11 protein-coding genes are annotated in these 12,180 nt (G+C 68.2%); 9 read left to right on the forward strand and 2 right to left on the reverse strand.

Features of this window, described 5'->3' with window-relative positions:
* Positions 1 to 3 precede the first annotated feature (3 nt).
* The 3 genes from G6N34_RS17820 to G6N34_RS17830 are packed head-to-tail and all read left to right on the forward strand — an operon-like array spanning position 4 to position 2,985.
* On the forward strand, positions 4 to 777 hold the full coding sequence (locus G6N34_RS17820; protein ID WP_085149155.1) for a PTS sugar transporter subunit IIAB: 774 nt from the start codon (positions 4 to 6) through the stop codon (positions 775 to 777).
* Positions 778 to 787: 10 nt separating this feature from the next.
* A complete protein-coding gene (locus G6N34_RS17825) occupies positions 788 to 2,341 on the forward strand; it encodes a PTS ascorbate transporter subunit IIC (protein ID WP_085149158.1) in 1,554 nt (517 codons plus the stop codon).
* Positions 2,342 to 2,379: 38 nt separating this feature from the next.
* Complete coding sequence (locus G6N34_RS17830; RefSeq protein WP_085149161.1) at positions 2,380 to 2,985, forward strand: carboxymuconolactone decarboxylase family protein; 606 nt, start codon at positions 2,380 to 2,382, stop codon at positions 2,983 to 2,985.
* On the opposite strand, the gene G6N34_RS17835 is transcribed toward G6N34_RS17830, so the two are convergent.
* Positions 2,915 to 3,871 (reverse strand): sigma-70 family RNA polymerase sigma factor, encoded by a 957-nt coding sequence (locus G6N34_RS17835; protein ID WP_085149164.1) that lies wholly within the window; start codon positions 3,869 to 3,871, stop codon positions 2,915 to 2,917. The two genes, G6N34_RS17830 and G6N34_RS17835, sit on opposite strands and share 71 nt — an antisense overlap.
* A 90-nt stretch (positions 3,872 to 3,961) precedes the next feature.
* Between G6N34_RS17835 and G6N34_RS17840 the strand changes: the two genes are divergently transcribed.
* Positions 3,962 to 5,470 (forward strand): APC family permease, encoded by a 1,509-nt coding sequence (locus G6N34_RS17840; protein ID WP_085149167.1) that lies wholly within the window; start codon positions 3,962 to 3,964, stop codon positions 5,468 to 5,470.
* Positions 5,471 to 5,491: 21 nt separating this feature from the next.
* Positions 5,492 to 6,349, forward strand: a complete 858-nt coding sequence (locus tag G6N34_RS17845) for a universal stress protein (protein ID WP_085149170.1) — start codon at positions 5,492 to 5,494, stop codon at positions 6,347 to 6,349.
* Here G6N34_RS17845 and G6N34_RS17850 read toward each other — a convergent pair.
* Positions 6,346 to 7,842 carry a gamma-aminobutyraldehyde dehydrogenase gene (locus tag G6N34_RS17850; RefSeq protein WP_085149173.1) on the reverse strand — a complete coding sequence of 499 codons (1,497 nt, stop codon included), beginning with the start codon at positions 7,840 to 7,842 and terminating at the stop codon, positions 6,346 to 6,348. The genes G6N34_RS17845 and G6N34_RS17850 overlap by 4 nt on opposite strands.
* A gap of 203 nt (positions 7,843 to 8,045) precedes the next feature.
* On the opposite strand from G6N34_RS17850, the gene G6N34_RS17855 reads away from it, so the two are divergent.
* The 4 genes from G6N34_RS17855 to G6N34_RS17870 all read left to right on the forward strand — a co-directional run bounded on the left by G6N34_RS17855 (position 8,046) and on the right by G6N34_RS17870 (position 12,164).
* A complete protein-coding gene (locus G6N34_RS17855) occupies positions 8,046 to 8,492 on the forward strand; it encodes an Lrp/AsnC family transcriptional regulator (protein WP_109788335.1) in 447 nt (148 codons plus the stop codon).
* The gene (locus G6N34_RS17860; RefSeq protein ID WP_085149180.1) at positions 8,489 to 9,874 is read left to right on the forward strand and encodes an aspartate aminotransferase family protein; all 1,386 of its coding nucleotides are present in this window, start codon (positions 8,489 to 8,491) and stop codon (positions 9,872 to 9,874) included. Before G6N34_RS17855 ends, G6N34_RS17860 begins: the two co-directional genes overlap by 4 nt.
* 2 nt (positions 9,875 to 9,876) lie before the next feature.
* Entirely contained in the window at positions 9,877 to 10,866 is a 990-nt protein-coding gene (locus tag G6N34_RS17865) for an SMP-30/gluconolactonase/LRE family protein (protein ID WP_085149183.1), read from the forward strand.
* A gap of 77 nt (positions 10,867 to 10,943) precedes the next feature.
* Entirely contained in the window at positions 10,944 to 12,164 is a 1,221-nt protein-coding gene (locus tag G6N34_RS17870; RefSeq protein ID WP_085149186.1) for a D-alanyl-D-alanine carboxypeptidase family protein, read from the forward strand.
* Positions 12,165 to 12,180: the final 16 nt, after the last annotated feature.

Here is a 12,180-nt window from a genome sequence, read left to right on the forward strand (position 1 = left end):
AACATGGCCGGTCTGTCCGAACTGCTCACCGAACAGCGCATCGAACTCGACGTCACGGCCGCCACCTGGCAGGAGGCCATCAAGAAGGCCGGCGCCCTGCTGGAGCGCGACGGCATCGCCGATGCGCCCTACACGCAGTCGATGATCGACAACGTCGAATCCAACGGCCCCTACATCGTGGTGGCTCCCGGGTTCGCGTTCGCGCACGCGCGCCCCTCGGAGGCGGTGCACCGCACCGGCATGTCCTGGGTGCGGCTGGCCAATCCAATTGCGTTCGGGCACAAGACCAATGATCCGGTGACACTGGTGGTGGCGCTGGCCGCCACCGACGCCGGCGCGCACAACACCGCGATGGCGGACCTGGCCAAAGTGCTCGGCAACGCCGACAAGCGCGCGGCCCTGGACACCGCCCCCACCCCGGCGGCACTGCTGGCGGTCCTCACGGGCGAAAGCCAACCCGCAGCGCAGGCGACCGCACCGGCCCGCCAGGCCAAGAACCTGATCCTGACGGTGTGTGGAAACGGCCTGGGCACCAGCCTCTTCCTGAAGAACACCACCGAACAGGTGCTCGGCACCTGGGGGTGGGCGCCCTACATCAACGTCGAGGCCACCGACACCATCTCTGCCAAGGGTCGGGCCAAGGAGGCGGACCTGATCCTGACCTCCGGCGAGATCGCGCGCACCCTCGGCGACGTCGGCATCCCGGTGCGGGTGATCGAGAACTTCACCTCAACCCGTGAGGTCGACACGGCCCTGCGCGACTCCTACGACGTCTGAAGGAGCATCGATGAACTGGCTGGTCAGCACCGCCGAATTCATCGTCAACGAGATCCTGGCCGTCCCGGCCTATCTCATCGGCATCATCACCGCCGTCGGCTTGATCGCACTGCGAAAGTCGGTCGGCCAGGTGATCGGTGGCGCCCTCAAGGCCACGCTGGGCTTCCTGCTGATCGGCGCTGGCGCGGCCCTGGTGGTCGCGTCCCTCGAACCACTCGGCGTGATGATCCAGGGTGCCGCGGGAACCCAGGGTGTGGTCCCGACCAACGAGGCCATCGTCGGCATCGCGCAGAACGAGTTCGGCGCGCAGGTCGCCTGGCTGATGATCCTCGGGTTCGCGATCAGCCTGCTGCTCGCGCGGTTCACTCCCCTGCACTACGTGTTCCTGACGGGCCATCACACGCTGTTCATGGCCACGCTGCTGACCATCGTGCTGGCCACCGCGGGCCTGCCCGCGACCGTCGTGGTGACCGTGGGCGGTGTGCTGCTGGGCGTGGTGATGGTGGCGCTGCCGGCCATTTCGCAGCCCTGGACCCGACGCATCACCGGTGACGACAGCATCGCGATCGGGCATTTCGGCACGCTCGGCTACATCGCCTCCGGCATCACCGGACGCTTCGTCGGCGGGGCCAAGAGTCGTTCCACCGAAGACCTTAAACTGCCGGAATCGCTGCGCTTCCTTCGCGATTCGATGGTCGCCACCGCCCTGTCGATGGTGCTGATGTACCTCGTGGTGTCGCTGATCTATCTGGGGAGGGCGGGCGAGGAGACCGCGTTCGCCGCGTACGCCGACGACACGGGGGCCGGCGCGGCCAGCGGGGTCGGCAACTTCCTGATGATGGGTGTTACCCAGGGCTTGAGCTTCGGCGTCGCGGTCGCGGTCATCCTGTTCGGCGTCCGCACGATCCTGGGCGAACTCGTACCTGCGTTCCAGGGCATCGCCGAGCGCATGGTGCCCGGCGCGGTGCCCGCCCTCGACGCCCCGATCGTCTTCCCGTACGCCCAGAACGCGGTGCTGATCGGCTTCATCTCGAGCTTCGTCGCCGGCCTGGCCGGACTCGCGGTGCTGTCGCTGTGGCTGGGTCCGGCGTTCGGGTGGGTGCTGGTGCTGCCAGGCCTGGTGCCGCACTTCTTCACCGGCGGCGCCGCGGGGGTGTATGGCAACGCCACCGGAGGACGCCGCGGTGCGATCGCGGGCGGGTTCGTCAATGGACTGCTGATCACATTCCTGCCTGCCCTGCTGGTCCGCGTGCTCGGGTCGTTCGGCGAGGAGAACACCACCTTCGGCGACACCGACTTCGGCTGGTACGGAATCCTGCTGGGCAACGCCGCCAAGCTCGGCACGGTCTGGGGCGTCGTCGTGATGCTGATGATCGGCGCCGTGCTGCTGGTGCTGGCGGTCGCCGTGCAGCGCAGGCTCGTCGACACCGGCTGGGATCCCTCACCTGGGCGAGCCGCCCCCGTCCCGGCCGCCGACGGCGGGTCGGCGCAGCCGACCGGGCGCAGCTACCCGAAGATCGCGCCACCTGCGGGAGCGCCCGCACCACCGCCGCCTCCGACCTGAGGCTGTCACACATCGGCGGGCCGCCTCGTCTTATGAGTATGACCAGTTCCCGCATCACACCCATGGCACCCGAGAACGCTCCCCTGTTGACCAGGCTGATGTACCGCTTCGCCAAACGCCGGTTCGGCGAGGTGCCCGAACCGTTCACGATCTACGCTCACCACCGAGGCCTGCTGGTCGCCTCCGCAATGCACGAGGGACTACTGGACAAAGTCAGCACCAAGCTGCCCGCGTCCGTCCGCGAACTCGCCGTGTACTGGACCGCACGCACCGTCGGCTGCTCGTGGTGCGTCGACTTCGGCACGATGCTGATGCGCCTGGACGGCCTGGACCTGGCGCGACTACAGCACATCGACGACTGGCAGACCTCACCGCTGTTCACCGATGACGAGCGGGCCGCGATCGCCTATGCCGACGCCATGACCACCGATCCGCACACCGTGACCGACGAGCAGGTCAACGATCTGCGGCAGCGGTTCGGCAACGCGGGGGTCATCGAACTGACCGCGCAGATCGGTGTGGAGAACATGCGCGCCCGGATGAACACGGCACTGGGCATCACCGAGCAGGGGTTCAGTTCGGGGGACGCGTGCCGGGTGCCCTGGGCTGCTCAGGAACAGCACCTCCAAGAGGGGTCCCGGTGAACTTGTCGGGGTTGGCGACGTCCCAGATCGCCCAGACCGCTCCGTCGCGCACGGTCATGGCGATGACGTGGGCCGCCATGTCGGGATAGTCCGAGTCCGCGGGCAGTCCCTCGGTGTAGCTGCCGAGTTCACCGTTGACCAGCGCCAACCGCGTGGCGGTGAAGAACCGCGGACCGTAGCGGCGGGCCAGGCCGAGCATGAACCGGGCCACCTTCTCGGAGCCCACGATGGGCCGCGGCGCGGTCGGGGCGCGCCGGTTCGCGTCGCCGGTGAACGTCACGTCGGGGTGCAGCAGCTTTACCGCCTCGTCGATGTTCCCGGCGGCGATCGCGGCCATCAACCGCCCGACGACCTCGTCGTGCACCGGATCCCGCGGCGGCGCCGACCCGTCGGCCACGGCCCGGCGCGCGCGGGACGCCAACTGGCGGGCCGCGGCCGCACTGGTGCCGAGCACGTCGGCGACGTCGGCGAACCCGACCCCGAAGCCGTCGTGCAGGACGAAGGCCACGCGCTGATCGGGTGAAAGACGTTCCAGCACAACCATCGCCGCGAACCGGGCATCCTCGGAGGCGACGACGGCGGCCAGCGGATCGTCGGACCCGACGTCGACGACCACGGGTTCGGGCAGCCAGTCACCGACATAGGTCTCCCGGCGGTGAGTGGCCGAGCGCAACCAGTCCAGGCTCAACCGGCTGACGACCGTGGTCAGCCACGCCCGAAAGTCCGCGATCTCGCCGCGGTTCCCCGCAGCCCACCGCAGCCAGGCGTCCTGCACCATGTCCTCGGCATCGGAGAACGAACCGGTCAACCGGTAGGCCACGGCCAGCAGATGGGGCCGCAGCGACTCGAACTCGTCCTGCCGCTCCTGCTGACCGACGGGAGTCATCTTTCGAGGCTACTTGGCTGCGCGAAATGCCTCTCCGAGCAAATTCCGCAGTCCCCCACCAGTACCCGTTCAGAGTCGTATATTCCACCCATGGCCATCGCGGAAGAGCTGGCGCCAGCAACCTCGGGCAAGGGTCTGCAGGCCGGTGCGCTCGGCCTCGTCGGCAACGTCGTCATAGGCCTGTCGGCGGTGGCGCCGGCCTACAGCCTGGCCGCGACACTCGGTTACGTCGTGCTCGCGGTCGGCGAGAAGGCGCCGTCGATGTTCCTGCTGGCCTTCATCCCGATGCTGCTGGTGGCGTTCGCGTACAAGGAGCTGTCGCAGGACACCCCCGACTGCGGCACCACGTTCACCTGGGGCACCAAGGCATTCGGTCAGTGGATCGGCTGGATCGGCGGTTGGGGTCTGGCGGTCTCGGCGATCATCGTGCTGGCCAACGTCGCCGAGATCGCCGCGATCTATCTGTTCAAGTTCCTCGGCCAGGACGCACTGGCCGAGAACATCTGGGCCAAGGTGCTGTTGGGCTCCTTCTTCATCATCGCGATGACACTGGTGAGCGCGCGCGGAATCGTGGTGTCCGAACGGATGCAGAACGTGCTGATCGCGATTCAGTTCGGAGTGCTGATCGTCGTCAGCATCATCGCCCTGGTGCGGGTCTTCGCGGGAACCGCGGGCGCCCAGGCCATCTCGCCGTCGCCGTCCTGGCTGTGGCCCGGCGGCCTGGACTCACACTCGATCGCGGCCGCGGTGATCCTGTGCATCTTCATCTACTGGGGATGGGACGCCTGTCTCGCGGTCGGCGAGGAGACCAAGAATCCCGGTCGCACACCCGGTGTCGCCGCACTCATCACCACCGTGATCCTGGTGTGCACCTACGTTCTGGTGGCGTATGCGATCCAGTCGTTCGCCGGGTTCGGCGACGTCGGCATCGGTTTGAACAACCCGATGAACACCGATGACGTGCTGACGGTGCTCGGCGCGCCGGTCGCCGGGTCGATCGCGGCGTCGCTGCTACTGCTGACGGTCTCGATCTCGGCGCTGTCGTCGACCCAGACCACGATCCTGCCCACCGCGCGCGGCACGCTGTCGATGGCCGTCTATGAGGCCATTCCCAAACGCTTCTCGCACGTCCACCCGCGGTACATGACCCCGGCGTTCGGCACGATCGTGATGGGGGTGGCCGCGCTGTTCTTCTACCTGCTGTTGACCTTCCTGAGCGAGAACGCCCTGGCGGACTCGGTGGCCTCACTGGGTCTGGCGGTGGCGTTCTACTACGGCATCACAGCGTTCGCGTGCGTGTGGTACTTCCGCGCCACGCTGTTCACCTCTGCCCGCAACCTGTTCTTCCGCGGGGTCTTCCCACTGCTCGGCGGGCTCGCCATGGCCTGGGCGTTCGGCATCAGCGCGCGGGACATGATCGATCCCGAGTACGGCTACACCGCGTTCGGCCCCGTCGGCGGGGTGTTCGTCCTCGGGGTGGGCATGCTGGTGCTGGGCATTCCGCTGATGTTGGCGTGCTTCGCATTCGGCACCAAACGATTCTTCCGCGGGGAGACTCTGACACCCGACACGGAGGTCAAGGTCCCGGATGTGTACTGATACGAAAGAGCAGGCACCGCAATGCATCTGACTGTCGGTTACCTCGCCACCCCCACCGGGGACGATGGGGCGGCGCTGGCCGCCGCGTTCGCCCGCACCTTCGACGCCGAGGTGGATGTCGTGCTCGTCGTGCGCCACGAACTGCCCGACGGCCACCCCGGCCGGGGCCAGTACCAGGAACTGCTGATCGAACGCGGTCAGCAGTGGATCTCCAAGGCGGTGACGAGGCTGACCGGAGCGGCCAAGTCGGTGACGCCCAATGTGCTGGTGGGGGAATCGTTCCCGGAGACCCTGATGGCCTTCGCCGAGCAGAAGCGCTCCGATCTCATCGTGGTCGGCGGTGCGCGCGACGGGTTCTTCGGGGGCCACGTGATCGGACCCGTCTCGAGTGCACTGCTGCACAGCTCATCGATCCCGGTGGCGTTGGCTCCGCGCGGATACGCCGACGACCCGCCCGAGACCATCACCGCCATCACGGCCGCGGTCCCCACCCGTCCCGGTGACGACAATCCCCTGCCGTTCGCCATCGCACTCGCTCGGGCCGGGACGCTGCCGATCCGGATGCTGTCGCTGGTGTCGGCCGAGAACCTCGCCGAGGCCGAGGACCTGACGGAGCTGCGGGCCGCTCAGGTGGCCGCGGCACGCAAGAACCTCAACGTCGCGGCCCACGCCCTGCCCGACGCACCGGAGATCGAGTCGCTGGTCGCCGACGGCATGACCCTGGAATCGGCACTGAAGAAGTTGAACTGGACCGACTCTGACGTGCTTGTCGTCGGCTCCAGCAGATTCGCGGCGCCCAAGCGGATCTTCCTGGGCTTCACCGCATCTCGGATTCTGGCCGGAGTCGACGCCCCGGTGGTGGTGATCCCCCGGGACTAGCGCTTGGTGAAGATCGTACGGTGCCAGGCCTTCTCGGCGACACCGGTGATGTCACTCATCACGTGCTTGATGGTCAGGTACTCCTCGAACGAGTAATCGCTCATGTCCTTGCCGAAGCCTGACGCGCCGACACCGCCGTGCGGCATCTCGCTGATGATCGGAATGTGGTCGTTGATCCACACGCAGCCCGCGTTGATCTCGCGCGAGGCCCGCTGTGCGCGGTACACGTCACGGGTCCACGCCGAGGCCGCGAGCCCATACTCGGTGTCGTTGGCCTGCCGCAGGGCGTCGTCGTCGTCGGTGAAGGACCGCACGGTGAGCACAGGCCCGAAGATCTCGTTGCGGTAGACCTCGGAGTTCTCGTCGACGTCGGCGATCAGCGTCGGAGCGTAGAACGAGCCAGGACGAGCGATCACATGGCCGCCGGTGACGATGCGCCCGCCCTCGTCCGGGGCCCGCGACACCATGGCCGCCACCTTGTCGCGGTGCGCGGCGGAGATCAGCGGCCCCAGGTCGGTGTCGGCGTCGAAGGGATCGCCGACGACGATCTTCGACATCACCTCGGCGACACCGGCGACGAAGTCGTCATAGAGGTCGCGGGCCACGATCGCCCGGGTCGCCGCGGTGCAGTCCTGGCCGGTGTTGATCAGCGATCCGGCGACCGCACCCTGGATCGCGGCGTCGAGATCGGCGTCGGAGAACACCACAAACGGCGCCTTGCCGCCCAGTTCGAGCTGGGTGCGGTGTCCGTGCACGGCCGCGGCGGCCATCACCCTGCGGCCGACGTCGGTCGAACCGGTGAACGTCACGACGTCGACGCCGGGGTGCCCGGCCAGTGCGCTGCCGACATCGGCGCCCGCGCCGGTGAGGACATTGAGCACGCCATCGGGCAGGCCGGCTTCCTTGGCGATGCGCGCCAGGGTCAGCGTGGTCAGCGGGGTGAGCTCGGCGGGCTTGATGACGACGGAACAGCCGGCGGCCAGGGCGGGGATGACCTTCCAGATCGCCATCTGCAGGGGGTAGTTCCAGGGCGTGATGGTGGCGACCACGCCGACGGCCTCGCGTCGGATGCTCGACGTGTGGTCAGCTGAGTACTCGCCGCTTGCCTTGCCCTCGAGATGCCGCGCGGCACCGGCGAAGAACGCGACGTTGTCGATGCTGCCCGGCACGTCGAACTCGGTGGCCAGGCGGACGGGCTTGCCGGTCTGGCTGACCTCTTCGGCGATGAACAGTTCGGCGTTGGCCTCCATCAGCTCGGCGAGCTTGGCCAGTACCGCGGAGCGGTCGGCGGGCGTGGCGGTGGCCCACCCGCGGAGCGCGGCGCGCGCGCTGGCCACCGCGGCGTCGACGTCGGCGACCGTCGCCAACGCGAGTTCGGCGACGGGTGCGCCGGTGGCCGGGTTGATGACCCTGTGCGCGGGGCCGGAGGTCGAAAGGGACGCACCGCCGAGCCAGCTGCTCGCCACGGTCTTCACGGACGCAGTCGCAGTCATGGCCGCAACGGTAGCTCAGAACCGGGGCCTCGACCAGACGAGCAGCTACGCATTCCCTCGACTGAGGGTCCCCCGACTTCGGAAATTCTCCACGATCGTTGGCATCAACAACTGATTCCGTGCACAATCGTGGCATGCCCAACTCGGCAGGACCACAGACCCCGGCGCCGCTCCGCACGGCCAACAATGGGTCGATTCCCGTCATGCAACTCGATGACCTGTCCAAGGCCATCATCGAGAAGCTTCAGCAGGATGGCCGGCGATCGTATGCGGGCATCGGCAAGGCTGTCGGTCTGTCGGAAGCGGCAGTGCGCCAGCGCGTCCAGCGGATGGTCGACGCAGGCGTCATGCAGATCGTCGCGGTCACCGACCCGATGCAACTCGGTTTCGCCCGTCAGGCGATGATCGGCATCAAGTGCACCGGTGACACGCTCAAGGTCGCCGAGAAGCTCGCTGCGATCGACGCCGTCGACTACGTCGTCCTCACCGCGGGATCCTTCGACGCGATCGTCGAAGTGGTGTGTGAGAACGACGACGGCCTGCTTGAACTGCTCAACACCAGAATCCGCGAAGTCCCGGGAGTGATAGCCACCGAAACGCTCGTTTATTTGAAACTCGTTAAGCAGCAATACAACTGGGGCACAAGATGACATCAACTGATATTCAGCAGAGCACCACTTCAGACCTTTCCGCCAAGGCCGACCGCCACCTGTGGGGCCACTTCGCCCGCCACGGCGCCGGCATCACGCCGCCGATCATCACGCGCGGTGAAGGCGTGCACATCTGGGACAGCACGGGCAGGCAGTACATCGACGGCCTGTCCGGGCTGTTCGTGGTGCAGGTCGGCCACGGCCGCGCCGAACTCGCCGAGGCCGCTGCGAAGCAGGCCGAGACCCTGGCGTTCTTCCCGCTGTGGAGCTACGCGACCCCGCCGGCGATCGAACTCGCCGACCGGATCGCGGGTTACGCACCCGGCGACCTGAACCGGGTGTTCTTCACCACCGGTGGCGGCGAGGCCGTCGAGAGCGCCTGGAAGCTGGCCAAGCAGTACTTCAAGCTGACCGGCAAACCCGGTAAGCACAAGGTGATCTCGCGTGCGGTCGCCTACCACGGAACGCCGCAGGGCGCGCTCGCCATCACCGGCATCCCCGCGTTCAAGGCACCGTTCGAGCCGTTGACGCCCGGTGGTCACCGGGTGCCCAACACCAACTTCTACCGGGCGCCGGCGCCATTCGACACCGACATCAAGGCCTGGGGCGAGTACTGCGCCGACCGCATCGCCGAGGCCATCGAGTTCGAGGGGCCGGACACGGTGTGCGCAGTCTTTCTTGAACCCGTGCAGAACGCCGGCGGCTGCTTCCCGCCGCCGCCGGGGTACTTCCAGCGGGTCCGCGAGATCTGCGACGAGTACGACGTGCTGCTGGTCTCGGACGAGGTGATCTGCGCCTACGGCCGGATCGGGTCGATGTTCGCGTGCGACGACTTCGACTACGTGCCCGACATCATCACCTGCGCCAAGGGCCTGACCTCGGGTTACTCGCCGATCGGCGCGATGATCGCCAGCGACCGACTGTTCGAGCCCTTCAACGACGGCCAGACCGTGTTCGGCCACGGCTACACGTTCGGCGGACACCCGGTGTCGGCCGCGGTGGCACTGGCCAACCTGGACATCTTCGAGCGCGAGGGCATCAACGCCCACGTCAAGGAGAACGCTCCGGCCTTCCGGCGCACACTGGAGAAACTGCTGGACCTCCCGATCGTCGGTGATGTTCGCGGCGAGGGCTTCTTCTACGGCATCGAACTGGTCAAGGACAAGACCACCAAGGAGACGTTCAACGACGAGGAGAGCGAACGCCTGCTGCGCGGGTTCCTGACTCCCGCGCTGTGGGACGCCGGCCTGTACTGCCGCGCCGATGACCGTGGCGACCCAGTGGTCCAGTTGGCTCCGCCGCTGATCTCCGGCCAGGCCGAGTTCGACGCGATCTACGACATCCTGTACAACGTGCTCGGCGAGGCCAGCCGGCGGATGTAGCCATGCACCGACCGCGCGTGCGCCCGGTCCGGTGGTCACCGCCACCGGTCCGGGCTCTGCCCGAGTTCGGTCCGGCCGACCTGACGGTCGTGGACATGCCCGGTGAGGCACCCGAGGACGTCGTCGTCGACGCCGACGGCTTCCTGTGGACCGGACTGGCCGACGGGCGCGTGGTCCGCATCGATCCAGACGGTGCGACGCGGGTGGTCGCCGACACCGGGGGCCGCCCGCTCGGCATGTCGGTGGCCCGCGACGGCAGGCTGCTGATCTGCGACAGCCCGCGCGGCCTCCTGGCGATGGACCCCGACACCGGCACGCTCGACGTGCTGGTGGACACCGTCGACGGACGCAGGCTCAAGTTCTGCTCCAATGTCACCGAAAGCCCGGACGGGGCAATCTATTTCACCGAATCGACGGCAGCGTTCAGCTATGCGCACTTCAAGGCCCCCATCCTCGAGGCCCGCGGCGACGGGGCCCTGTTCCGTCGCGATCCCGACGGTTCGGTCACCACGGTGGCCCGCGGTCTGTACTTCGCGAACGGCGTGACGCCCACAGCCGACGGCGAGGCCTTGGTGTTCGCCGAGACACAGGGTCGCCGGTTGTCGAAGTACTGGCTGAGCGGCGCTCGCGCGGGGACGGTGACCGAACTGGCCGCCGCCCTTCCCGGCATGCCCGACAACCTCTCCACGGGTGCCGACGGCCGAATCTGGTGCGCGTTCGTCTCCCCGGTCAATGCGGCCGCCGACTGGCTGGCCCCCAGGTCTCCGCTGCTGCGGAAAGTGGTGTGGCGGCTTCCCGAACGCCTGCAACCGCAGATCGATCCCGTGGTGTGGGCGGTGGCCTTCGACGCCGACAGTGGCGAGGCCGTCGCGGGTCTGCGGATGACCCATCCGGAGTTCGGTCTGGTGACCGGCCTGGTGGAGCATGCGGGGCGATTGTGGATGGGCAGCATCGGCAGCGCGGCGATCGCGCACTGCGCCCTGCCGAAGTAACAGGCGCAACACAAACCACAGCAGTCACAGCGCGCCTGCCGGATCGGGGACCCGCGGTCACCTAATCTGCACACACCATGGCCAGTTCACGCATCCTCGCCCGGCGCGCGGCGACGCTGGCAGCGGCCCTGTTCCTGGCCGCCGCCCCTGGTTTGGCGTACGCCGAACCCCCCGCACCCGAGACCGACCCGTGCCCGTATCGGGTCACCACCCCGCCGGCCGTGGACGCCTCCGAGGTGCCCAGGCCCGGTGACGCCCCGCCCGCCCCACTGCCCGTGCCCGCCAAGCCCGTCGGCGGCGACGCACTCGGCGACTGCGGCGTCGTCACCGCCGCGGGCACTCCGCCCGTGCCCGGCGACGTCTCGGCCGAGGCCTGGCTGGTAGCCGACCTCGACACCGGTGACGTCATCGCCGCCAAGGATGCCCACGGACGGCACCGCCCCGCGTCGATCGTCAAGGTGCTGACCGCGATGGCCACGCTCGACGAACTGAACCTCAACAAGCGGGTGCCGGGCACCCAGGAGGACGCCAACTCCGAGGGCACCCGCGTCGGTGTCGCACCCGGCGGCGTCTACACCGTCAACGACCTGCTGCACGGACTGCTGATGCACTCGGGCAACGACGCGGCCCACGCGCTCGCGGTGCAACTCGGCGGGATGGACACGGCGCTGGGCAAGATCAACACGCTGGCCAGCAGGCTCGGCGGCCGCGACACCCGGGCCGCCACCCCGTCCGGCCTGGACGGGCCGGGCATGAGCACCTCGGTCTACGACATGGCGTTGTTCTACCGATACGCCTGGGAGAACCCGACGTTCGCGCAGATCGTCTCGACCAAGGAGTACGACTTCCCGGGCCGCGACGGCAATCCGCCGTACGAGATCTACAACGACAACAAGCTTCTGGAGAACTACCCCGGCGCCCTCGGAGGCAAGACCGGCTACACCGACGACGCGGGCCAGACCTTCGTCGGCGCCGCCGAACGCGACGGCCGCCGTCTTGTCGTGGTGCTGATGCGCGGCACCCGCGTGCCGATCGCGCCGTGGGAGCAGGCCGCGCGCCTGCTGGACTACGGGTTCGCCACCCCGCCGGGCACGCAGGTCGGCACGCTGGTCGACCCGGATCCGTCGCTCAAGAAGCCTGAGCCCGCGACCGACCCCGCGGTGGCCTCACGCGCGGCCAGTGTGCTGCCCGACGCCGACACCGCGCCCGTGCGCGTGGGGGTGGCCGTCGTGGGCACCCTCATCGTCTTCGGCCTCATCATGGTCGCCAGGTCCATGAACCGCCGCCCTCAGTACTGAGCCCAGCAGTACGAGG

The organism is Mycolicibacterium confluentis, assembly GCF_010729895.1.
GTDB lineage: Bacteria > Actinomycetota > Actinomycetes > Mycobacteriales > Mycobacteriaceae > Mycobacterium > Mycobacterium confluentis.